General features: G+C 56.2%; 24 protein-coding genes. 12 read left to right on the forward strand and 12 right to left on the reverse strand.

Annotated features, from left to right (window positions below; translation table 11 throughout):
- The first annotated feature begins 18 nt into the window (after nt 1-18).
- Nucleotides 19-381: an SUF system Fe-S cluster assembly protein gene (locus GOV87_RS09305; protein WP_171121316.1), complete on the forward strand. Its 363-nt coding sequence runs from the start codon at nt 19-21 to the stop codon at nt 379-381.
- Between the two features lie 57 nt (nt 382-438).
- On the opposite strand, the gene GOV87_RS09310 is transcribed toward GOV87_RS09305, so the two are convergent.
- On the reverse strand, nt 439-774 hold the full coding sequence (locus GOV87_RS09310) for a hypothetical protein (RefSeq protein WP_254429111.1): 336 nt from the start codon (nt 772-774) through the stop codon (nt 439-441).
- Between the two features lie 189 nt (nt 775-963).
- Here GOV87_RS09310 and GOV87_RS09315 point away from each other — a divergent pair, with 189 nt between their 5' ends.
- The gene (locus GOV87_RS09315) at nt 964-1,329 is read left to right on the forward strand and encodes an iron-sulfur cluster assembly accessory protein (RefSeq protein ID WP_171125231.1); all 366 of its coding nucleotides are present in this window, start codon (nt 964-966) and stop codon (nt 1,327-1,329) included.
- Here GOV87_RS09315 and GOV87_RS09320 read toward each other — a convergent pair.
- Nucleotides 1,326-2,240, reverse strand: coding sequence for an isopenicillin N synthase family oxygenase (locus GOV87_RS09320; protein ID WP_171211564.1), 915 nt, complete (start codon nt 2,238-2,240; stop codon nt 1,326-1,328). The two genes, GOV87_RS09315 and GOV87_RS09320, sit on opposite strands and share 4 nt — an antisense overlap.
- A gap of 122 nt (nt 2,241-2,362) precedes the next feature.
- Here GOV87_RS09320 and tpiA point away from each other — a divergent pair, with 122 nt between their 5' ends.
- The gene (tpiA, locus tag GOV87_RS09325) at nt 2,363-3,112 is read left to right on the forward strand and encodes a triose-phosphate isomerase (protein WP_171211565.1); all 750 of its coding nucleotides are present in this window, start codon (nt 2,363-2,365) and stop codon (nt 3,110-3,112) included.
- Between the two features lie 3 nt (nt 3,113-3,115).
- On the opposite strand, the gene GOV87_RS09330 is transcribed toward tpiA, so the two are convergent.
- The 6 genes from GOV87_RS09330 to GOV87_RS09355 all read right to left on the reverse strand — a co-directional run bounded on the left by GOV87_RS09330 (nt 3,116) and on the right by GOV87_RS09355 (nt 10,075).
- Entirely contained in the window at nt 3,116-3,427 is a 312-nt protein-coding gene (locus GOV87_RS09330; RefSeq protein WP_171211566.1) for a multidrug efflux SMR transporter, read from the reverse strand.
- 154 nt (nt 3,428-3,581) lie between these two features.
- Nucleotides 3,582-4,958: a TRAP transporter large permease gene (locus tag GOV87_RS09335; RefSeq protein ID WP_171211567.1), complete on the reverse strand. Its 1,377-nt coding sequence runs from the start codon at nt 4,956-4,958 to the stop codon at nt 3,582-3,584.
- Nucleotides 4,958-5,635, reverse strand: coding sequence for a TRAP transporter small permease (locus GOV87_RS09340; RefSeq protein WP_171211568.1), 678 nt, complete (start codon nt 5,633-5,635; stop codon nt 4,958-4,960). Before GOV87_RS09340 ends, GOV87_RS09335 begins: the two co-directional genes overlap by 1 nt.
- A gap of 114 nt (nt 5,636-5,749) precedes the next feature.
- The gene (locus GOV87_RS09345) at nt 5,750-6,751 is read right to left on the reverse strand and encodes a DctP family TRAP transporter solute-binding subunit (RefSeq protein WP_305849517.1); all 1,002 of its coding nucleotides are present in this window, start codon (nt 6,749-6,751) and stop codon (nt 5,750-5,752) included.
- Between the two features lie 358 nt (nt 6,752-7,109).
- Nucleotides 7,110-8,339, reverse strand: a complete 1,230-nt coding sequence (locus GOV87_RS09350) for a sigma-54 dependent transcriptional regulator (RefSeq protein ID WP_171211569.1) — start codon at nt 8,337-8,339, stop codon at nt 7,110-7,112.
- Nucleotides 8,336-10,075: an ATP-binding protein gene (locus tag GOV87_RS09355; RefSeq protein WP_171211570.1), complete on the reverse strand. Its 1,740-nt coding sequence runs from the start codon at nt 10,073-10,075 to the stop codon at nt 8,336-8,338. The genes GOV87_RS09350 and GOV87_RS09355 overlap by 4 nt, the downstream gene beginning before the upstream one ends.
- Nucleotides 10,076-10,122: 47 nt before the next feature.
- Here GOV87_RS09355 and GOV87_RS09360 point away from each other — a divergent pair, with 47 nt between their 5' ends.
- Nucleotides 10,123-11,304 carry a cytochrome P450 gene (locus GOV87_RS09360; RefSeq protein ID WP_171211571.1) on the forward strand — a complete coding sequence of 394 codons (1,182 nt, stop codon included), beginning with the start codon at nt 10,123-10,125 and terminating at the stop codon, nt 11,302-11,304.
- Between the two features lie 4 nt (nt 11,305-11,308).
- Here the strand turns inward: GOV87_RS09360 and GOV87_RS09365 are convergent, their stop codons facing one another.
- Nucleotides 11,309-11,788 carry an Lrp/AsnC family transcriptional regulator gene (locus GOV87_RS09365; protein WP_170442447.1) on the reverse strand — a complete coding sequence of 160 codons (480 nt, stop codon included), beginning with the start codon at nt 11,786-11,788 and terminating at the stop codon, nt 11,309-11,311.
- Between the two features lie 143 nt (nt 11,789-11,931).
- Between GOV87_RS09365 and cobA the strand changes: the two genes are divergently transcribed.
- From cobA to infC, 7 genes are all read left to right on the forward strand, one after another.
- Nucleotides 11,932-12,708: a uroporphyrinogen-III C-methyltransferase gene (gene cobA / locus GOV87_RS09370; RefSeq protein WP_171211572.1), complete on the forward strand. Its 777-nt coding sequence runs from the start codon at nt 11,932-11,934 to the stop codon at nt 12,706-12,708.
- Entirely contained in the window at nt 12,708-13,022 is a 315-nt protein-coding gene (locus GOV87_RS09375) for a DUF2849 domain-containing protein (RefSeq protein ID WP_171121305.1), read from the forward strand. The genes cobA and GOV87_RS09375 overlap by 1 nt, the downstream gene beginning before the upstream one ends.
- Before the next feature lie 65 nt (nt 13,023-13,087).
- Entirely contained in the window at nt 13,088-14,752 is a 1,665-nt protein-coding gene (locus GOV87_RS09380; protein ID WP_171211573.1) for a nitrite/sulfite reductase, read from the forward strand.
- Complete coding sequence (locus GOV87_RS09385; RefSeq protein ID WP_171121303.1) at nt 14,742-15,503, forward strand: phosphoadenylyl-sulfate reductase; 762 nt, start codon at nt 14,742-14,744, stop codon at nt 15,501-15,503. The genes GOV87_RS09380 and GOV87_RS09385 overlap by 11 nt, the downstream gene beginning before the upstream one ends.
- Nucleotides 15,500-15,907 (forward strand): DUF934 domain-containing protein, encoded by a 408-nt coding sequence (locus GOV87_RS09390; protein ID WP_171121302.1) that lies wholly within the window; start codon nt 15,500-15,502, stop codon nt 15,905-15,907. The genes GOV87_RS09385 and GOV87_RS09390 overlap by 4 nt, the downstream gene beginning before the upstream one ends.
- Nucleotides 15,908-16,018: 111 nt before the next feature.
- The gene (locus tag GOV87_RS09395) at nt 16,019-16,852 is read left to right on the forward strand and encodes a ferredoxin--NADP reductase (RefSeq protein ID WP_171125256.1); all 834 of its coding nucleotides are present in this window, start codon (nt 16,019-16,021) and stop codon (nt 16,850-16,852) included.
- A 159-nt stretch (nt 16,853-17,011) separates the two neighbouring features.
- On the forward strand, nt 17,012-17,560 hold the full coding sequence (gene infC / locus GOV87_RS09400; protein ID WP_171121702.1) for a translation initiation factor IF-3: 549 nt from the start codon (nt 17,012-17,014) through the stop codon (nt 17,558-17,560).
- Between the two features lie 44 nt (nt 17,561-17,604).
- Here infC and GOV87_RS09405 read toward each other — a convergent pair whose 3' ends face one another.
- The 3 genes from GOV87_RS09405 to GOV87_RS09415 all read right to left on the reverse strand — a co-directional run bounded on the left by GOV87_RS09405 (nt 17,605) and on the right by GOV87_RS09415 (nt 20,149).
- Nucleotides 17,605-17,997, reverse strand: a complete 393-nt coding sequence (locus GOV87_RS09405; protein WP_171211574.1) for a hypothetical protein — start codon at nt 17,995-17,997, stop codon at nt 17,605-17,607.
- Between the two features lie 71 nt (nt 17,998-18,068).
- Complete coding sequence (locus tag GOV87_RS09410) at nt 18,069-19,385, reverse strand: aspartate aminotransferase family protein (protein ID WP_171211575.1); 1,317 nt, start codon at nt 19,383-19,385, stop codon at nt 18,069-18,071.
- Complete coding sequence (locus GOV87_RS09415) at nt 19,382-20,149, reverse strand: 3-keto-5-aminohexanoate cleavage protein (protein ID WP_171211576.1); 768 nt, start codon at nt 20,147-20,149, stop codon at nt 19,382-19,384. The genes GOV87_RS09410 and GOV87_RS09415 overlap by 4 nt, the downstream gene beginning before the upstream one ends.
- 89 nt (nt 20,150-20,238) lie before the next feature.
- On the opposite strand from GOV87_RS09415, the gene GOV87_RS09420 reads away from it, so the two are divergent.
- Nucleotides 20,239-21,138, forward strand: coding sequence for a MurR/RpiR family transcriptional regulator (locus GOV87_RS09420; RefSeq protein WP_171211577.1), 900 nt, complete (start codon nt 20,239-20,241; stop codon nt 21,136-21,138).
- The last annotated feature ends 52 nt before the right edge of the window (nt 21,139-21,190 follow it).

Here is a 21,190-nt window from a genome sequence, read left to right on the forward strand (position 1 = left end):
AACAGACCCGAGGCAAAAATGACTCATCCGAGTGAACAGTTTGAAGGAACCCCGCTGATCGCGCCTTCAACCATTGAGCACCCCCTGTATGACGCAGTGGTCGAAGCTTGCCGGACGGTCTATGACCCTGAGATCCCTGTAAATATTTACGATCTGGGCCTGATCTATACGATCGACATTACCAGCGATAACGCAGTCAAGGTCATCATGACACTGACGGCTCCGGGTTGCCCTGTTGCCGGTGAAATGCCCGGCTGGATCGTTGAGGCTATTGAGCCCGTCGCTGGCGTCAAAGAGGTCGACGTCGAACTGACGTGGGAGCCGCCCTGGGGCATGGAAATGATGTCCGACGAGGCGCGGCTCGAACTGGGCTTCATGTAAACCCAGTGATTACAATGGCCTAAGTTGAATAGGGCAACCAGGCCGATATCCCGCCGATCACTGAATGTTGCAAGTGGTCTTTATCTCGTCGGCGCGCTGGTCCAACTGTTTGACGTAATCGCCTGACAACATTGTAAGTCTTTTCTTTTCGGTTCCGGTGACCAGCCCCAGCAACGCGCCTGCGGGGGTGATCGCAATCGCGCTCTCAACTTGCTGATCCTGCGCATGTTTCTTTTCTGCGGCAATTGCGCGAAGATCACCTTCGGCGGTTGCGCAGTTTACAGGGTGACGAGCTGCCTCATCCGCCATCGACATGCCCGAAACGGCTAGAATTGCTGCGGTTGCGGATAAAACAAACAATCCGCGCTGCGTCTTCTTAAATCGACTGTTCATAAGATTGTGCCCTCTGAATTCTCTGCTCAAACACGGTTCAGGCTAAAACCATCATGTTGCCAAAAGCAAATGAATACAGGCCCATTTCGCAAACTTGACTCGAAAAGTTAGGTAAGCAGGGCTGCTATGACTTGAGACTGCGTCGAGTCAGCATTAAATTGAAACCAACCTGTGAAAACGGAGATCAACATGTTCGGCATTCCCGGCAAAAACGCCGTGACGATGACGCCTAAAGCTGCTGCGCAGATTGCCCGCCTGATGGATACTGGCGGACATGCCGGTTTGCGTATTGGCGTAAAGAAAGGCGGTTGTGCGGGCATGGAATACACGATGGACTATGTCGACGAAGCCGATGTCAATGATGAGGTCGTTGAACAGGACGGTGCGCGGGTCATGATCGCGCCGATGGCCCAGATGTTCCTATTCGGAACCGAGATTGACTATGAAGTGTCGCTGTTGGAATCCGGTTTCAAGTTCCGCAACCCCAACGTTGTCGATGCCTGCGGTTGTGGTGAATCCATTAAGTTCGACGAAACCCTGTCAACACAGCGTTAAGACGCCGTCTTTAGGTGGATGTATGTTTCATTGAACCGACGGGTGAGGTGTTCTCCGGCGGATATAATTTGATCTGAGTCCGGTGGCGCGACATTGGTGTCGTAGGACGGGTTGAAAAACAGCGGAATTGAAAGCCGCTCTTCCGCGCCTCCGACAACCCTGTGCATCGTCGCTTTAACCTGCCCTTCGGTCCAGAACTCCAACATTTCCCCGAAATTGATAATAAAGGTGCCTGGATCAGCACGCACCTCGGCCCAATTACCATCTGGTAATTGCGCCTCAAGACCCGGCGTACCATCTGTGGCCAATAGGGTCAGACAGCCATAGTCCGTATGTGCGCCGATACCGAAATCCTGCGCGCCAGCCCACGCGGGGCGTTGTGGGTAGAAATTGCCCCTCAGCAAAGCCATGGGTGTCTCAAAAGCCGTATCAAAGCTGTGCGCGTCCCGGCCCAAAGCGGCAGCAATAGCGCGCAAGATACGCAGCGCAACAGCACAGGCATCGTCATAGTAATCTTGGATCGTGTCCCGAAACCCTGACGGCGATTGGGGCCACAGGTTCGGGGCATAGACGCTCAACCCCCGGTTTGCATAGGGATCGCCAGCCGCCAGTTCATAGCCGCAATCAAACACCTCTTTGAAATCAGGGTTTGCGCTGGGGTCAACCTGCTCGGATCTGGATGCACCCCAGCCCCGGTTTGCGCCGGTCGTAGCCATGTCAACGCGCCTTTTCTCAGCTTCCGGCAGATGAAAGAACGCGCGGTATTCCGACAGCACCCTCTCGACGCGGGCATTGTCCAAGCCCGTGTTGGACACACACAGAAAGCCGACATCCCTGACAGCGCGCTGCAGCCGGGCCAACTCGACCTTGTTGCGGGTATCCAGTTTTTCCAGATCCAGAGTGTCGATCATATCTGCCTCATTCTTTTGCGGAATTTCTGTCGATTTCGCCGCTGGTCTGCAACCAGAATTGTCACGCCCTGCCCCGGGTGTTATCCGAGGGTCAAACAACAGGTCATGTGGGAGTACGTAAGATGCGGCGCAAGCTGGCGGCAGGTAATTGGAAAATGAACGGAACGTCATCTGCTTTGGCGGAACTGACCTCACTTGCGAATGCGTACCCTGCCCCGTCGATTGAAGTTCTGATTTGTCCGCCTGCCACATTGCTCCATAGGGCTGCCGAAACAGTGCATTCCACCGATATCGAAGTTGGAGGGCAGGATTGCCACGCCAACGGGTCTGGCGCGCATACAGGTGATATCAGCGCCGAGATGTTGGTGGATGCGGGGTCCACGGCCGTTATCCTGGGTCATTCCGAACGGCGCGAAGATCATGATGAGCAAAACGAAGACGTCCGCGCCAAGGCTCGCGCTGCCATGGACGCAGGTCTAAAGGCAATTATCTGCGTTGGCGAAAGCCTTGAACAGCGCGAGGCGGCCAATACGCTGGATATCATCGGTGGACAGATGTCGGGCTCGATTCCTGATCTATCCACCGGCGAGAACCTGATCGTCGCATATGAACCCATCTGGGCCATCGGCACCGGCAAGGTGCCGACCTTGGACGAAATTGGTGAGGTTCACGACTTTATCCGCGCCCGTCTGGAACGGCGATTTGGCGAGGGCGTAGGCCGCTCGGTCCGGCTGCTGTATGGCGGGTCGGTCAAGCCGGGTAATGCCGCTGAAATTTTTGCCGTGTCCAATGTGGACGGGGCTTTGGTCGGCGGAGCCAGCCTCAAGGCACAAGATTTCGCCGGTATCATCGACGCGCTGCAAAACGCCTGAGCGTCAGGCCAGCTTCATCATCACCAGACCAGCCACGATCAAGGCCGCTGCAACAAGGCGCGGGGCTGTAAGAGCCTCGCCCAGAAACATTAACCCGAACATAAAAGCGCCAACCGCACCGATCCCGGTCCAGATTGTGTAGGCCGTTCCCAGTGGCAGGTCGCGCATCGCCAGCGCCAACAGGCCAAACGATCCGATCATTGAAACACCCATCAGGGCCGTAGGCCAAAGCCGCGTAAATCCTGCCGATTGCTTCATCGCAACCGCCCAGACGATTTCCAGCAGACCGGCAAATAACAGAAAAACCCAAGGCATTGAGGCACCTCATGTCCGTTCGGGTCGTCCCGAATGATTGACCATTATGGTGAGGTCGTCCTCTGCCCTCAAGATGGGGATGGCGGAAGTGTCATCAAAAGGGGTAGAAAAGAAAAAGCCGGACCGATGAGGCCCGGCTTTTGTGCCGCTTCGGCTAGTTCGTTATGATCTCTGGCCCCATGAAGGTGTTGGGCAAGAAGGTCGATATCCATGGGATATATGTGACCATGATTAGGAAGACGAACAGAACCGCCAGGAAGGGCAGCGCCGCCTTCACGACGCTCATCATAGGCATTCCGGCAACGCCCGAGGTCACGAACAGGTTCAGCCCGACCGGAGGTGTGATCATCCCGATCTCCATGTTGACCACCATGATGATGCCCAGATGGATCGGGTCGATGCCCAGCTCGATGGCAATCGGAAACACCAAGGGTGCAACGATGACCAGCAAGCCCGAGGGCTCCATGAACTGACCGCCGATCAGCAGGATCACGTTTACCACGATCAGGAAGGTCACCGGACCCAGACCAGCCGAAAGCATCGCGCTGGCGATATGTTGCGGTACCTGCTCGTCCGTCAGCACATGTTTCAGGATCAGCGCGTTGGCGATCACGAACAGCAGCGTGACGGTCAACTTCCCAGCCTCAAACAGCGTGTGCTTGGTGTCGGGGTGGATGAACGCCGTGATCAATGCATAGGGCTTTTTGATCAGCGGCAGGTTGGGTTGCCCTTCTTCCGTACTCAGGGGGCCCATGTCCTTGTAGACAAAGCTGGCGATCAGGAACGCATAGACGGCGGCCACGGCTGCGGCCTCGGTCGGGGTGAAGATACCGCCGTAGATACCACCCAGAATAATAACGATCAGGAACAGGCCCCACCCGGCCTCACGGGCCGAGGCGAAGATCTCGCCCCACCCTTTCCAGTCACCTTTGGGAAGGTTCTTGACCTTGGCCATCACGTAGATGGTAATCATCAGCATCAGACCGGCCATCAGGCCCGGAATGACCCCGGCAAGGAACATGCGCCCGACCGAGACCTCGACGGCGGCGGCATAGACAACCATCACAATCGACGGCGGGATCAGGATGCCCAGCGTACCGGCGTTACAGATCACACCGGCGGCGAATTCTTTAGAATAGCCCACCTGACGCATACCTGCGATCACGATCGAACCGATGGCTACCACAGTCGCCGGGGACGACCCCGACAAAGCGGCAAACAACATACAGGCAAACACACCCGCAATCGCCAACCCGCCCGGCAGATGCCCCACACAGGCAATCGAGAACCGGATGATCCGACGCGCCACCCCGCCCGTCGTCATGAAGGACGACGCGAGGATAAAGAACGGGATCGCCAGCAGGGTAAAATGCCCCTCGAATGCCTCAAACAGCGTGCCCGCGACCGAGGCCAGAGAGCTATCGGAATAGATCAGCAGGAACAGTGTCGAGCTGAGGCCAAGCGCCACCGCAATCGGAACACCGATCAGCAGCAGGCCGATGACCATTGAGAATAGAAGAACGACGTCCATTAGTTATGCTCTCCTTGCTGAGCGCGGACTTCTTCAATCTCGTCCTCGACTTCGTGGCTGGCGACAAGGCGGTCGGTTTCGCCGCGCCAGATTTGTACAGCGACCTGCGAAAACCGGATTACCAGCAGCAGCATGGAAACCGGCAAAACCAGATACGGGATGACTTTCGGGATCTTCTCGTAGCCCTCGCCATAGTTGATCAGATCTTCCAGAAAGCGCAGCGGTGCGACCATTGGAATATCGTCAACTTCATAGAAGCTCTGGCTGCGCGCGCCGGTGTCGAACCCGGTCGGGATCCAACGCCCCGAGGTGGGCGGCAGGTCTGCAAATACCGCCCAATAGTCGTATGACCCCTTCAGCAGCAACAGCGAGAAAACCAGGCAACACGCCACCGAAATCAGCGCCAGAATGCGGCGCGGCGCAGGGGCCAGCATGTTCAGGATCGCGTCCACGCCCAGATGTGCGTGCTTTTTGACCGCATAGGATGCGCCCAGCAGAACCAGCCAGCCAAACATGAACACTGTCAGTTCAAGCGCCCACAGGATGTTGGAATTAAAGGCAAACCGCGCGATCACGTTGGCAAAGGTCACAGCCGTCATCAGGCCAAGCAATACCGCGATCAGGGTTTCCTCGATATGGTCGATCAGCCCGCCTTGGCCGGGATTCGCACCAGACATCTTTCTGTCCCCACATTTTTTTGTGATGAGAAATATTGGGGCGGGCACATTATGGCCCGCCCGGGCGACGCGTCGATAACTCCCCAGTCCCCCGACGCGTTGCCTGAACCGGGATTAGAACCCGGCGTTGATCGCCTGAGCGGCGTCGATCTTGTCCTGACCCACGTCATCAGCGAATTTGTCCCAGACGGGCTTCATCGCATCGACCCAGGCCTGACGCTGTTCAGGGTTCAGGTCACGGATGATACCACCCGCGTCGGTGATAAAGGCTTTGGCCGCTTCGTTCACGGCAAAGGCCTCCTTGTTCCGGGTTTCTGTCACTTCGTCCAGAATGGTCAGGAACTGTTCACGCACTTCCGGCTCGAGGCTGTCCAGCCAATCAACCGAGGTCACGACCAGATAGTCGATGATGCCGTGGTTGGTCTCGGTGATGCCGTCCTGCACCTCGAAGAACTTCTTGCCATAGATGTTGGACCAGGTGTTTTCCTGCCCGTCCACAACACCCTGTTGCAACGCGCCGTAGACTTCCGAGAACGCCATTTTCTGCGGGCTGCCACCGATGGCTTCCATCTGCGCCACCAGAACATCCGAGGACTGAACGCGGAACTTCAGACCATCCGCATCCGTCGGATCGACCAGAGGTTTGTTGGCCGACATCTGCTTCATGCCATTGTGCCAGAACGCCAACCCTTGCAGGCCGCGGCGCTGCATGCTGTCTTTCATGGCCTGACCGTCTGCCGATGCCTGGAACGCATCGACCGCGTCGATGTTCTTAAACATGAACGGCAGGTCAAACAGGCGGAACTGCTTGGTGAATTTCTCAAATTTCGACAGCGACGGTGCGGCCAGTTGCACGTCACCCTGCAGCATCGCTTCCAGCACTTTGTCGTCATTATAGAGGGTCGAGTTTGGGAACACCTCCATGCACATCACGCCGTTCATCTCATCATTGACGCGCTGTTCCAGCAGCGAGGCCGCAATACCCTTGGGGTGTTTGTCCGTGTTTGTCACATGGGCGAATTTCACTACGATTTCGCCGTCATCGCAGGCCGCCATACCAGCAGTTGCAGTTACGGTCAGCGCAACAGCGGTTGCAGCCGTTGTCAGGAATTTCATCAGTCTCTTCCTCCCAGACTTCATAGATGCATTCAAAGGACGCATAGGCTGCGTCGCATGCCGGGGAGTGAACCGAATCGTCCCTTACGCCTCAACTTTTTGTTCGATTCCAGGTTCCAAAACTTATTTTTGTTTATTTTCAGATACCTATTGGACATTCCCAACCAACTCTGCGTCAAGGGAATTAGGCCAGTGCGAAATTCCGCACAGGTTTGAACCACTTTGTGCGAAATTCCGCACGGTTGACGATTCGTTTACCGAGAATCATCCGGATTCGACCGCAGTTCGCTTGGGCGAACTGCCACCCCCAACGCCTTTAACTGCATGACAATGCAGAAAAAGGGGGCGGGAGGGCATGTTACCTGCGATAGTCTTCTGGGCGAATCTGATACCGCGCAAGCTTGTCATAGAAAGTCTTCCTAGGAAGTTTCAGTGCCTTTGCTGCGTCTGCCGCCTTGCCGTTGTGGCGACCCAATGCCGCGATCAGCAATGACCTTTCCACCTGCGCCATCTGCTCATTCAGACCCAAATCCGCTGCCCGGGACACCTCTTCGGGCATACCAAGGACAAAGCGCATCGCAGCCGACATCAAAGACCGAGAGTTACCCGGCCAATCACTGGCCATAAGCGATGCCAAATGCTCTGATGTCACTTCTGGGGCCGCAATCCCCGTCTGCTCGGCCGCCTGCCCTACATAGTGCCTGAAAATTACCGGTATATCCTCACGACGTTCAGCCAGAGAGGGAATGCGCACCCGCATTACGTCCAACCGATAGAAAAGATCGGCGTTAAACTGTCCCTTGGCTGACAAACTGGCCAAGTCGGTCGTCGTTCCTGCCAGAATCCTTGCCTCGACGCCCTGCTCCAGCATCTCAAGGGCTGCATATTGCGTTGCCTCGGGCATCGTCCCGATCTCATCCAGAAACAAGGAGCCGCCCGCAGCATCTTCACATGCCCGCACCAAATCCTCACGCGAAAGCCCGGAAACCTGTCGTTTGACAAAAGCACCCTGTGCCTGCGGTGACAGCATATGAATGACCTCGGCGACCTTGGCGATACCACTGCCCGCCGGCCCCGTTACAAGGACCTCGGCTTTGGTCGGGGCAACGGTCCGGGTGCGGTTTCGTAGTTCTTCCGCTTGGGGAGAATGCCCAAACAGCAATCGGGCCGCCGGATCGCCGCGCTCAAGCTCTCGCTTAAGCGCCCGTTGTTCCAGGATCTGCGATCGCGCGTCCGTCGCCCGCCCAATAACTTCGAGCAACTCGGCGGCGGCACAGGGCTTTTCCAGAAAATCAAAAGCCCCCTTCCCCATCGCCTGAACAGCCATCGGGATGTCGCCTTCTCCGGTCAACAGAATGACCGGCAACTCGGGATCGACCCCGTGAGCGTAGGTGAGCAGATGAAATCCATCCCGACCGGGCATACGGATATCCGAAACAATTACCCCCTGAAAATCGGTCCGAATGTGATCCTTGGCCGCAACGAATGACCCGGCTGTCACAGGCGCATAATCAGCCAGTTCAAGCGTTTGCGCCAGTGCCTCGCGAACGGCGGCATCGTCATCGACCAGTAATACCTTTCGGGTCATATCGCTTCTTTTTCCCTGAAATGTTCAAGTTCAACAGTGAACTCTGCACCCCTTTCAGTGTTGGAGCCACGAATATTTCCGCCAAAACTCTGGATCAGACCATAAGAAATCGAAAGCCCCAGCCCCATGCCTTCCGAAGACCCAACCGTCTTTGTCGTGTAAAACGGCTCGAACAGTTTTTCCGAGTTTTCTATGCCCGGACCAATATCCCGAACAGTAACAGACAATTTGGACCCCGATCCGGTGTGAATACGAATTCGGACCAGTCTTTCATCCTGATGGCTCATGGCATCAGCGGCGTTATTGATGAGGTTTACAAAGACCTGAACCAGCCGCACCTCACCGCCCCACGCATAAACTGGTTCCGCAGGTGAGGCCCAATCCATTTGCACCTGTTCCGACCTTAGCCGGGCTTGGGTCAACTCCACCGCAGTATCAATGACCTGTACCAAATTGACCTTGCCCATCGGTTCACTTTCATTTCGGGAAAAGGCACGCAAGTTCTTGATGATCCGCGCCATACGCGCCGCCATCTCGGAAATACGACTCAGGTTTTCCGCTGCCCTTTCTTCGCGCCCTCGTGTCAGGAACGCGGTGCCATTGTCCGCAAATTGTTGGATGGCCATCAATGGTTGGTTCAACTCGTGACTGATACCGGCTGACATCTGACCCAACGCATTCAACTTACCCGCTTGAATAAGGTCCTCTTGGGCGTGCTTCAAGGCTGTCTCAGCCTCCTGCCTCTCGCGCACTTCACGGCGTAGTGCCGTATTCGCAGCCGTGAGAGCGTGGGTTCTCTGCGCGACCCGGCTTTCCAAAACTGCATTGGCTTGCGCAAGGGTACGCCTGCGCTCGGTCGCGAGGAACAGCAAGGCACCGAACGCAAGGCAGATCGCGGCAACAGTTGCCGCCTGAAGACTGGCAAGACGTTGGGCTGGCGCAATGTCCATGACAACTTCGCCCGTCATGCCGATCACCGGCAAATCACGGCTCAGATGCAACGCCCGCGCGGGAAGGTATGGCCCCCATCCCAAATCCCAAACCTCAAAAGGTCCAACCTGATCTGCGGCAAACGATAAGGTCTGACCGTCCGGCGGCGTAAGGCCGGGTTGACCTTTCTCGCGCTTCCAGAATAACAGTTCAGTCCTGTTGCTGATGAAGACGACCCCGTTGCGATCTACGAAAAACACAGCTTCGGTGCTGCCGCGCCATTCCTGTTCGATGTCCTCAACATCGGCAATCACCACCAGCGCGCCGGATACCTGACCGCTTGGGGAAAAATCCGGGGCCGCATAGGAAAAGAAGCGGTCGCCCTGACTAGTCAAAACACCGTGCTCGCTTCCGAGGGCGCCTTGCATCGCACGTTCGAAGGCCGGATGCCCGGAAACGCTGCCGCCAACCACGTCATGGGCAGCGGCCAGTACCCGGCCCGTTGGATCGGCATAGATCACGTCGACAGCCGCTGTTTTGTCGGCAACCTCCAGCAACAGAGCGCGCGCCTGCGCCGGGGTATCCGCCCCCTGGAGGTTTCTCAGGTCCGGGTGACCGGCCATAAGAACGGCCAATTCCTGATATACTTGCAGTTGGGTGCTTAAGCGGTCGGCTGCCAGTTCCAAATCCGCCTGGGCTTTTTCGCTGAGTTGTGACAACGCCTGCCGGAAACCATAGGACCACACCCCGGCCGCCAACAGCGCGACAGCAAACAAGAATCCCAGTACGACCCAAACCCTTTGCATGTCATAGGGTCTTGCATTCACCGGGCCGCATGGCAAGTGTGCCCGTCATGAAGACCCTATCACAGTCGCCGGTCGACCCGGATTTCGTCCAAAACCCCTATCCTTTTTATGACCGGGCCCGAGAGCACGGCGACCTGTTCTATTGGTCTGAGTACAAAATGCCCGCAGCCGTTTCGCACAAGGCCGTGCAGACACTGCTGAAAGACCGCCGTTTTGGCCGCGAAGTCCCGGTTGAAATGCAAAGCCCCGGCCCCAGCCACCTTGCGCCGTGGCTCGCCGTCGAAGCGCACTCTTTGCTAGAGGCAGAGCCGCCGCGTCACACACGCCTGCGCGCCCTTGTGATGCGCGCCTTTACGTCCCGCGCCATTAAGGGCCTTGAAGATTCCATCTACGATCTGAGCCATTCCCTGATTGAACAGTTTCCAGCAACGCCGTTTGACATACTGGGCGGTTTCTGCACTCAGATACCTGTCGTTACAGTTTGCAGGCTTCTGGGCGTTCCCGAGGAAAAGTCGCCCGACCTTCTTAGGTGGTCGCATGATATGGTCGCCATGTATCAGGCCAGCAAAACCCGTGAGACCGAAGACAACGCAGCGACCGCGTCCCGGGACTTCACTGCGTTTCTGTCGTCATACATCGAAATGCGCCGCGACGATCCTCGCGACGACCTGATCACCCGCCTGATCGAGGCCGAGGAACATGACGAGAAACTCAGCAAAGAAGAGTTGGTGGCCACCTGCATCCTGCTGCTGAACGCTGGGCACGAAGCAACGGTTCATTCCCTGGGAAATGGGATCAAAACGGTATTAGAACTTGGAATTCACAAGGACGCGTTTTCACCAGATGCGATCGACAAGACGGTCGAAGAGGTTCTGCGCTTTGACCCTCCGCTGCATATGTTCACACGCTATGCCTATGAAGACATTGAGATATTCAATCACAGCTTCAAGCGAGGGGATCAGGTAGCACTGTTGCTAGGCGCGGCAAACCGTGATCCGGTTGTATGGGCAAACCCCAATACCTTCGATCCGACCCGCACGATAGTAACGAACAGCAGCTTCGGAGGGGGCTTGCATTTCTGCGTTGGCGCGCCGCTTGCACGGCTCGAGATGCGTATCGCGCTTTCAGTTCTGTTCGAACGGTGCCCGAATTTGCGCCTTAGCAAAGGCCCCGACTATTCAAACAGTTATCACTTTCACGGGTTGCGCCAACTTATAGTCGAGGTTTAAAGCTTCAGCTTTCGATCAAGGCATTCAGGGGCAGCATTGTCGTGGATTTGATTTCCTCCATAGACAGCAACGCCGTAACATTATGAACGCGCACCTCAGAAATCAGTGTCTGATAGAATTCGTCATAGGCACGCGCGTTTTTGACCCGGACTTTCAGGATATAGTCAATGTCACCAGCCAGCCTGTGAGCCTCCTGAACTTCGGGACGATCACGAAGGGCTTTCAAGAACTTTCTCTGCCAGTCTGCCTCATGCTCGGACGTGCGAATTAGAACAAAGAAAGTCGCTTCGAATCCAAGCGCCTCGGCGTCCAACAAAACGGTTTGTTGACCAATAACGCCTGCGCCCTTGAGCTTGCGAATACGATTCCAGACCGGGGTCTTCGAACTGCCGACCCGAGCCGCAATTTCGTCCAGTGATTGACTGGCATCACGCTGAAGCTCTACCAGAATTTTCCGATCCGTATCGTCAATCCGCACCGACATTCCAATTTTTCCTTCGTTTTAAAACTTTCGTTCCAAATGGGCCCTCCACCGGAACCATTGTTCTTATTTACCCGCCCATATGGCGCATTACTGGGAATATTTCCTATATTGCAAGCCAAGTCAAACCAACCGTGGAACGGGACATGCGGCATTCGCAAACAAATGATGGCATTGGGCACGTCGACTTTGTCGGCGCAGGTCCGGGCGATCCCGAGTTGCTGACCCTCAAGGCGCTAAAAGCCTTTGAGCGTGCGGATGTCGTCCTGCATGACCGACTGATCAGCGCCGAGGTACTGGCGCTGGCTGGCCGAAACGCTGTTTTGGTCGACGTAGGCAAGGCCGGGTTTGGTCCGTCTTGGAAACAAGAAGACATCGACGCCCTTCTCGTCAGTCACGCGGCCAACGGTCAGCACGTAGTTCGCCTTAAGTCCGGCGATCCCACGGTGTTTGGACGTCTTGATGAAGAAATCCAAGCGGTTCAGGCCGCAGGGATCTCGTGGACCATCGTTCCGGGCGTTACTGCGGCCTCTGCCGCTGTTGCCGGGATCGGTCAAAGCCTGACCCAACGGGGGCGCAATTCCTCGGTCCGGTTCCTGACGGGCCACGACATGAAAGGATTCGCGGACCACGATTGGACCGCGCTTGCCCAATCCGGATCCGTCGCTGCGATCTATATGGGCAAAAAGTCCGCTCGGTTCATTCAAGGTCGTCTGATCATGCACGGCGCAGATCGCGCGACTCCGGTAACGCTGATCGAAAACGCATCCCGACCCGATCAGCACGTATTGGCGACCACACTTGATCAACTGCCTGACGATCTAATTGCCGCCGAAATGGATGGCCCAACCCTTATGTTTTATGGCCTCGAACCGCGTAACGCGGTTACCGCCCTGACCCAATACAAGAAGGAGCACGCCTGATGCCCCGCGCTTTTACTCCAAAAGTAATCACCGCAAATCATTTGCTGGAAGGCGACGTGATCTATCTGACCGAGGACGACCGCTGGTCCCGTGACCTGTCCGAGGCCGAGTTGATTACCGACGAAGCACATGCGCAAGTCCGCCTGCTGGATGCTGAACGTCAGGCAAATGTCATTGTCGGCGCGTATCTTGCGGACGCTGTGGCCGGTGAAAACGGCCCCGAACCGACCCATTTTCGGGAAGACTTCCGTCGGACTGGCCCGTCCAATTATGCCCATGGCAAACAGGAAACTTCCCCGCAGCCCCGGACCTGAGATCAGGCCCTCTCTCTCCCCATTAAGCCCCCAGGTATCGGGGCTGCAACCAAGGACAGCTAATCATGTATCGCTACTCCGAGTTCGACACAGCATTTTTGGCAGAACGCAACAAACAGTTCCGCGCTCAGGTCGAGCGCCGCATTGACGGCTCATTGACCGAGGACGAGTTCAAACCCCTGCGCCTGATGAACGGCCTGTATCTGCAATTGCACGCCTATATGCTGCGGGTCGCTATCCCTTACGGCACACTCTCCAGCGCGCAGATGCGCCAACTGGCCCTGCTGGCCGAAAAGTGGGACAAAGGTTACGGCCACTTCACCACGCGGCAGAACATCCAGTACAACTGGCCCAAGCTAAAAGACGTGCCGGATATGCTGGACGCGCTGGCCGAAGTGGGAATGCACGCCATTCAGACCTCGGGCAACACCATCCGCAACGTAACTGCCGACCATTTCGCCGGAGCCGCCGCGGATGAGGTCGCCGACCCGCGCCCCTATGCCGAACTGCTGCGCCAGTGGTCCACCGACCACCCGGAATTCCAGTTCATGCCGCGCAAGTTCAAGATCGCCATCACCGGCAGCGAAAACGACCGCGCCGTGATCAAGGCACATGACATCGGTTTGCAACTGGTCGAGCGTGACGACGTTCTGGGCGCCCGCGTCATCGTAGGCGGCGGTCTAGGCCGCACGCCGATGATCGGAAAAGAACTGTCGGACTTCGTCGCCTTTGATGACCTGCTGGCGTACCTTGAGGCCACAGTGTCCGTGTGGAACCAGATCGGTCGCCGCGACAACAAGTACAAGGCACGCATCAAGATCACTGTGCACGAAAACGGCATCGACACGATCCGCGCCAAGGTCAACGAGCGTTTCCTGCAGGTTCGCCCGCAGTTCAAGGGCGCCGACATGGCCTTGCTGGATGAGATCAAAACCCACTTTTCCGCGCCCGATTTCCGCGAAGCTTCGGTTGCCTCGTTCGAGAGTGCCTACAGCAACGATCCGGTGTTCCGGTCGTGGGTCGACACCAACATCGCGCCGCATAAGAACGCGGACCACGCGATTGTCACGATCTCGATCAAAAAGCACGGCGCAACGCCGGGCGATGCGACCGCCGAACAGATGCGTGTGATGGCCGACCTAGCCGAAGAATTCGCCTATGACGAACTGCGCATCAGCCATGAGCAGAACGTGATCCTGCCGCATGTCCACAAGTCGGACCTGCCCGCGATCCACGCGAAGCTGAAGGAATACGAACTGGCCACCGCCAATATCGGCCTGATCAGCGACATTATCGCCTGCCCCGGCATGGACTATTGCGCGCTGGCCACAGCACGCTCGATCCCGGTTGCGCAGGAAATCGCAACCCGCTTCGATGACCTGAAGCTGGAGCATGATATCGGCCACCTGAAGATCAAGATCTCGGGCTGCATCAACGCGTGCGGGCATCACCACGTGGGTCACATCGGTATCCTGGGCCTGGATCGTGCAGGCGTCGAGAACTACCAGATCACTCTGGGCGGTGACGGCACCGAGACAGCAGCCATTGGCGATCGCACCGGTCCCGGCTTTGCCTATGATGAGATCGTCCCGGCAGTCGAGCGGATCGTGAACACCTATCTGGAACAGCGCGACAGCGCCGAAGAGGAGTTCCTGCAAACCTACCGCCGTGTTGGCATGGCTCCGTTCAAGGCTGCTCTGTACCCCGAGGCTCAGGCGAATGCCGCTTGATCTGATCCAGACGGAACTGGGCAAGGACCGCAGCGAGCTGACCGAAAAGGTCGATGCGCTGAACGCCCGGTTCCGGCACCACAGTGCGCATGACGTGATGCACGGTGCCATCGACCAGATTGAAGACCTTGCCCTGGTGTCTAGTTTCGGGGCCGAGTCGGTGGTGTTGCTGCACATGGCGGCGGTCGTCGACAAGATGACCCCGGTGCTGTTCGTGGACACGCAGATGCTGTTCACCGAAACGCTGGAATACCAGCAGGGGGTGAGCGAACGTCTGGGCCTGAAAAACGTGCAGATCATCCGCGCCGAGGACGAAGATGTGCAACGTGACGACCCCTATGGAGCCTTGCGCTTGCGGGATACGGACGCGTGCTGCAACTTGCGCAAGACCTTTCCGCTGCAAAAGGCCCTTATGGGCTATAGCGGTTGGATAACCGGGCGCAAACGGTTTCAGTCCGGCACCCGCGCTGCGCTTGACTTCTTTGAGGTCGAGGACGGAACGGGCCGGATCAAGGTCAACCCGCTGGCGCATTGGGCACCCGAGGATGTGCGCGCCTACATGGACGAAAACAACCTGCCCCGGCATCCGCTGGTGGCCAAAGGATACCCTTCGATCGGCTGTGCGCCCTGCACCTCGCCGGTCAAGGAGGGCGAAGACCCGCGCGCCGGACGCTGGCGCGACCAGAACAAGGAAGAATGCGGCATCCATTTTGTCGATGGCAAGATGATGCGCGCCGGAGAGACATCATGAACGTAATCGTTACCGATGAGGGCTTTGCCCCCGACGACTGGACCGATGGGTTTGTCACACTGGAAGACACCGCCAACGACGTTGTTGCGCTGGACGTTGCCTCGGACACTGACCCCGATGAACTTTTTGAACGCCTGGGCAACGCCAAGATGGTACGCGTGGATTTTCCGTCCTCGGCAGACGGACGTGGTTTTACAATCGCACGCATTCTGCGCTTGAAAGGCTATTCAGGCCGCTTGCGCGCAAAGGGGCATGTCCTGGCCGATCAATACGCCATGGCCCGCCGCAGCGGATTCGACGAAGTTGAAATAGATCACAACCTTGCAAATCGGCAGCCCGAAGATCAGTGGCTAGCGCGTGCGAACTGGGAAGAGAACAACTACCAAGCCCGCCTGCGCGGTTAACCGCAACTAATCGACAGCTTGTCGACAGGACGTTGCGGCAACTGCCCCCTTTTCCTGACTTGGATCAAAGATTAAACGGAGATGTCGGTTTAGCAAACCGACAGTGAAACGATGACAGAGATGAAGCCCGTGACCGAAGCAACCACCGTGAAGGCCCCCGTTCTGCCGGACGCGCAGACCGTAACTGACGTCAAGCATTGGACCGACAGCCTGTTTTCCTTCAAGGTATCGCGCCCTGCCTCGCTACGCTTCCGCTCGGGTGAGTTCGTGATGATCGGCCTGTTGGGCGACAATGGAAAGCCTTTGCTGCGCGCCTATTCGATCGCTTCGCCATCGTGGGATGAAGAGCTGGAGTTCTACTCGATCAAGGTTCAGGATGGCCCGCTGACCTCGAAGCTACAGCATATCAAGCCCGGCGATCAGATCATCCTGCGGCCCAAGCCCGTGGGCACGCTGGTCCACGACGCCCTGCTGCCGGGCAAGCGATTGTGGTTCTTTGCCACCGGCACCGGTTTCGCGCCTTTCGCTTCGCTGCTGCGCGAGCCGCAGACCTACGAAGATTACGACGAGGTCATTATCACCCACACCTGCCGCGAAGTGGCCGAGCTGGAATATGGCCGTCAACTGATCGAAGACATACGTCAGGATGAGATGCTTGCCGAACTGATGGGCGAAGGTTTTGCAGACAAGATCCGCTACTACCCGACCACGACTCGGGAAGAGAGCCCAAAGATGGGCCGCATAACCAATTTGCTGAACGACGGCACCGTTTTTGCGGACCTTGGCATCGAAGGCGGCATCAAACCCGAGACCGACCGCGCGATGGTGTGTGGCTCGCTAGCCTTTAACCTCGATATCAAGGAAATCCTTGAAGGGTTCGGCCTGCGCGAGGGCGCAAATTCCGAGCCCAAGGAATTTGTGATCGAAAAAGCCTTTGTCGGCTGATCAGCCCGTGCCGGTCACCGCACAGACTGTGACCGGCGCATAAACCTGCCGTGAATCATGTGAATTTCAATCGTTTCAGCGCGGTTGGCGCTTGAATCAGGGCGCGTGGCAGTCTAAATTTCGGGCTCGAAATTCTGCAATCATCAAAGGAATGAACCCATAGCCCGCAGACCTCACAACGCGCCGCCGCAACGAGAAACCGGCCCGCGCGTCAATGAAAAGATCCGTGCCCCCGAAATTCGCCTGATTGGTGCTGATGGTGACAACGTCGGGGTGGTTCATCCCGCTAAAGCCATGCAACTTGCCGCCGATGCCGGCCTCGACCTGGTTGAGATTTCGCCCAACGCGAACCCCCCGGTCTGCAAGATCATGGATTTTGGCAAGTTCAAGTACGAACAGCAGAAACGCGAAAGCGAAGCCCGCAAGAAACAAAAAGTCATCGAAGTGAAAGAGGTCAAATTCCGGCCCAACACCGATACGCATGACTATGACGTCAAGATGAAGAACGTCTTCAAGTTTCTGGAAAAGGGCGACAAGGTCAAAGTCACCCTGCGCTTCCGTGGTCGTGAAATGGCACACCAAAATCTGGGGCGTGAGTTGTTGGAACGTGTGGCCGAGGACATCAAGGAACTGGGCAAGGTCGAGAACATGCCCAAGATGGAAGGCCGCCAAATGATCATGATGATCGGGCCGTTGCCGCAGAAATAAATCTGACTCTGTTTAATTTTTCAAAGCCCCCTTTTCAGGGGGCTTTATTGTTCCGCCTGTCGTTCACGCAGCCAAACGATCGAGTCGTTCACATCGAAACCAAGAGAAATGAGATCGACCACCAACAGCAGCACCAAAAACTGCACATAACCCGGTGACAATGCGGAAGCATCCATCAACAGCATTATGACGATTGCCAGCATTGGAACCCAACAGACCAAATGCGGCAGCGCCATCGCCTTTGTCATACCTCTGGCCGCGCGCATGATAGGAATGTTCAGGGCCATTCCAGTCACCGACAGCGCAGCGATCAATGCACCTTGTGGTTGATCAACGAATGCTAGCGGAGCCAAGTTGACGGGGATAAGTATGAAAGCCATCCAAAACTGAACCCAAAGGGGTAATTCCCTAAAGCTCAGCCAAATATCGCGAACCATTCGTCACCTGTGCACTATTAACTAATCAATTACTTTAATTGATACACAGGATTAGTCAGTTCACAAACACGTTAAACGGCTGCAGATAGCGCTTTACTCAACTTTGTGACTAATTCGCCGATTTCCGAGTTTCCGATAATGAAGGGCGGCGCCAATAGGATATGATCGCCATGCCTGCCATCCCGCGTACCGGACATGGGATAACAGATTAGTCCTTCAGAAAACGCGGCTTTTTTTATCTTGGCTGCTGTGCCGTTCGATGGATCAATCGGTGTTTTTGTCGCACGATCTCCAACCAGCTCCAACCCTCGGAACAACCCACGACCCCGGATATCGCCGACATTCGGATGCTGGCCAAACTCCTCCAGCAGCGCATTTTGCAAAACGTCCCCCATCTCGGTGGCCCGCGTTGGAAGGTTGCGTTGTATCAGTTGCTGTACAACTGCCAAGGACGCAGCCGTTGCTACAGGATGGCCAACATACGTGTGCCCGTGCTGAAAGAAACCGGAACCTTCCTCAATCGCGCCATACAACTTACTGGTGCACAGCATCGCTCCGATAGGCTGATACCCAGCCCCCAAACCTTTTGCGATACACAGGATATCCGGAGAAATTCCGTCGTGGTCACAAGCAAACAAATGCCCGGTTCGCCCCATACCGCACATCACTTCGTCCAGAATCAACAGAACGCCATACTGATCGCAAATCTCTCGGATGCGGCGAAAATACCCCTCGACCGCCGGGACCGCGCCCAACGTCGCGCCGACAACCGGCTCGGCCATGAACGCCATCACCGTTTCAGGCCCCAATCGCAAAATCTCTGACTCAAGTTCGTTTGCAACACGCTGACCGTAGTCGTAACTGCTCTCGTCATCCGGCTTCTCAGCGTATTCATAACACGGGGCGATATGTGTCATCTCGATCAGCATCGGCGCGAACTGCGCACGTCGCCACGCATTGCCACCCGCAGACAACGCCCCCAACGTATTTCCATGATAGCTTTGACGACGCGCAATCACATGACGGCGTTCCGGTTGACCAATCTCAAGGAAATACTGTCGCGCCAGCTTGATCGCCGCTTCGGTCGCCTCGGACCCACCGGACACAAAATAGACGCGGTCCAGATTACCCGGCGCATGTTCAATCAACAGGTCTGCCAAGGCTTCGGCTGGTTCGGATGTCATGAAACCGGTATGCGCAAAGGCGATCTTGCCCACTTGATCCTGCACGGCCTCAATAACCGATTGATCCGAATGACCCAAACAAGACACCGCAGCATCCCCGCAATCCAGATAACGCTTTCCTACAGCGTCAATGACGTAACACCCGTCCCCTGCAACAGCGATCGGCAAGTTGGATTTTGTATGGCGTGGAAAGACGTGGCTCATGAAACATTCTCCTTCAATGCTACGACAAGTGCCTTCACCGAGGACCCATTGTCCTTCCAGGGCATGTCATCCCGATCAGTCATGCTGTTTTCAAAACCGACGCGCACATCACCGCCACGTCTGGCGGCTGCCAACAGGCATTCATGCTCTTGCCGGCCAAACGCACAAGCCATCCATCGCGATTGAGCGGTTGGAAACAGGTCCAGTTCCTTCGGATTTGATTGCTGTCCTTCCACATACCGACCAAGAACCAACAACCTGTCTGTCTGACCCGACCTGATCAGCCCCTGTTCCTGCCAGCGACCCAACACTGCGGCATCATCGGCATCGTACAAGATATGTTGCACCTGCGTTCCTTGCTCGGCGCAAACGCCATAAACCTTGTCGACCAGCTCCGGTGATCTGGCAATTTCTCTGACCGCGATCGAAACCCATTTGGGGCAGACCCGCTCTAGACACTCTAACTGAGCGGAAACATCGTACATGTCAGCAGCTTCGGTCGTAATCTGAACGTCCATTTCAGGGACGACCCTGTGCAACTCGGCAATCGTTTCTATGTATCGGCCAGCATCCAAACTGTGCTGCCCATTTTCATCGCGCACGTGCAGATGAATACCTTGCGCACCAGCATCGAAACAGGCCTGCGCCGCCGCTACAATCTGCTCGGTCGTAACGGGCAGATTATGATGGTCACTTATCCCGCGGCGCGCGCCGTTCGGTGCCACAAGAATATACGGTGCATGCTGTAATTGCTCGGGTGTCATCAAAGCGGCCTTCCACGGTTCAATGTTATCTACCCCCACACACCGTGTTTTCAATTTGCAATTTGCAAAACATATGTTTTTTTCATGCTATGAAAGACACGCTCAACAACCTCACCAACAAGCTACGCCGGGACATCGAACAGATCCCCCCCAGCCTTCAAGCCGCAGCAAAGTACATTATAGATTATCCGGGCGATTTTGGCCTGAACCCTATTCGCCTAACGGCTGCACACATTGGCGTCAGTTCAAACGTTTTGGTTCGCCTCGCCCACCGCATGGGGTTTGATGGCTTTGATGCTTTTCGTGAACCTTTTCGGCAAGCTCTGGTTACGGACCGAGAGGGAGAATTGGGTCAAGATTGGCTGGCAAATCTGCAATCAGGGGACCAGCTAAGCCAATCACAAGCAAAATACGCGCAGAATGCTCAGAACGTCGTAACCCGATCGCTCAGGCTCATGCACCCGGAAAAGATACGCAGGGCCGTTGATTTTATCACCAAATCTAAAAGATGTTTTGTGACGGCCACGCGTGCCAGCTATGCGCTGTCATACTATTTTTCCTATGTCGGACGAATGGCACATCCCGGCATTCAACTTGCACCCCGGCATGTCGGGTCGGCTGTTGATGATTTGCTGAACGCAGACCACAGTGACTGCCTTATTGCAATTACAGTCCACCCATATTCAGCCGAAACAATTCAATCGATGCGGTTCGCAAGGCAGAAAGGGATGAAAATCATCCTTGTGTCCGACAGCGATGTCATTGCGCCAAAAGTTGAGCCTGACGTGACGTTTCCCGTCAGCGTCCGCTCCCTACATGATTTCTCGAATTTTACCGGCGCGATGGCTGTTTTGGACTGTATCCTGGGGCATCTTTTCGACGCGGGAGGCGAAGATGCAAACCACCGTGCAAGACAATATCAACAAGCACGCGAAAACACCGGTGCTTATTGGAGGCCTTCTAAAGCACCCAAAATTCGAAAACCATAACCAAGGCCCTTTGTTTCCGGGCCTTGGTTTATTGGTGTGTTACGAGCAGGCG

Origin of the sequence: Ruegeria sp. HKCCA5426 (assembly GCF_013034585.1) — a bacterium.
In the GTDB taxonomy this organism is placed as follows: domain Bacteria; phylum Pseudomonadota; class Alphaproteobacteria; order Rhodobacterales; family Rhodobacteraceae; genus Ruegeria.

Excerpts from the sequence above, each read along its gene's own strand:
- GOV87_RS09305 (WP_171121316.1), top strand. The coding sequence starts at position 19 with ATGACTCATCCGAGTGAACAGTTTGAAGGAACCCCGCTGATCGCGCCT.
- GOV87_RS09310 (WP_254429111.1), bottom strand. The coding sequence starts at position 774 with ATGAACAGTCGATTTAAGAAGACGCAGCGCGGATTGTTTGTTTTATCC.
- GOV87_RS09315 (WP_171125231.1), top strand. The coding sequence starts at position 964 with ATGTTCGGCATTCCCGGCAAAAACGCCGTGACGATGACGCCTAAAGCT.
- GOV87_RS09320 (WP_171211564.1), bottom strand. The coding sequence starts at position 2,240 with ATGATCGACACTCTGGATCTGGAAAAACTGGATACCCGCAACAAGGTC.
- tpiA (WP_171211565.1), top strand. The coding sequence starts at position 2,363 with ATGCGGCGCAAGCTGGCGGCAGGTAATTGGAAAATGAACGGAACGTCA.
- GOV87_RS09330 (WP_171211566.1), bottom strand. The coding sequence starts at position 3,427 with ATGCCTTGGGTTTTTCTGTTATTTGCCGGTCTGCTGGAAATCGTCTGG.
- GOV87_RS09335 (WP_171211567.1), bottom strand. The coding sequence starts at position 4,958 with ATGGACGTCGTTCTTCTATTCTCAATGGTCATCGGCCTGCTGCTGATC.
- GOV87_RS09340 (WP_171211568.1), bottom strand. The coding sequence starts at position 5,635 with ATGTCTGGTGCGAATCCCGGCCAAGGCGGGCTGATCGACCATATCGAG.
- GOV87_RS09345 (WP_305849517.1), bottom strand. The coding sequence starts at position 6,751 with ATGAAATTCCTGACAACGGCTGCAACCGCTGTTGCGCTGACCGTAACT.
- GOV87_RS09350 (WP_171211569.1), bottom strand. The coding sequence starts at position 8,339 with ATGACCCGAAAGGTATTACTGGTCGATGACGATGCCGCCGTTCGCGAG.
- GOV87_RS09355 (WP_171211570.1), bottom strand. The coding sequence starts at position 10,075 with ATGCAAAGGGTTTGGGTCGTACTGGGATTCTTGTTTGCTGTCGCGCTG.
- GOV87_RS09360 (WP_171211571.1), top strand. The coding sequence starts at position 10,123 with ATGAAGACCCTATCACAGTCGCCGGTCGACCCGGATTTCGTCCAAAAC.
- GOV87_RS09365 (WP_170442447.1), bottom strand. The coding sequence starts at position 11,788 with ATGTCGGTGCGGATTGACGATACGGATCGGAAAATTCTGGTAGAGCTT.
- cobA (WP_171211572.1), top strand. The coding sequence starts at position 11,932 with ATGCGGCATTCGCAAACAAATGATGGCATTGGGCACGTCGACTTTGTC.
- GOV87_RS09375 (WP_171121305.1), top strand. The coding sequence starts at position 12,708 with ATGCCCCGCGCTTTTACTCCAAAAGTAATCACCGCAAATCATTTGCTG.
- GOV87_RS09380 (WP_171211573.1), top strand. The coding sequence starts at position 13,088 with ATGTATCGCTACTCCGAGTTCGACACAGCATTTTTGGCAGAACGCAAC.
- GOV87_RS09385 (WP_171121303.1), top strand. The coding sequence starts at position 14,742 with ATGCCGCTTGATCTGATCCAGACGGAACTGGGCAAGGACCGCAGCGAG.
- GOV87_RS09390 (WP_171121302.1), top strand. The coding sequence starts at position 15,500 with ATGAACGTAATCGTTACCGATGAGGGCTTTGCCCCCGACGACTGGACC.
- GOV87_RS09395 (WP_171125256.1), top strand. The coding sequence starts at position 16,019 with ATGACAGAGATGAAGCCCGTGACCGAAGCAACCACCGTGAAGGCCCCC.
- GOV87_RS09405 (WP_171211574.1), bottom strand. The coding sequence starts at position 17,997 with ATGGTTCGCGATATTTGGCTGAGCTTTAGGGAATTACCCCTTTGGGTT.
- GOV87_RS09410 (WP_171211575.1), bottom strand. The coding sequence starts at position 19,385 with ATGAGCCACGTCTTTCCACGCCATACAAAATCCAACTTGCCGATCGCT.
- GOV87_RS09415 (WP_171211576.1), bottom strand. The coding sequence starts at position 20,149 with ATGACACCCGAGCAATTACAGCATGCACCGTATATTCTTGTGGCACCG.
- GOV87_RS09420 (WP_171211577.1), top strand. The coding sequence starts at position 20,239 with ATGAAAGACACGCTCAACAACCTCACCAACAAGCTACGCCGGGACATC.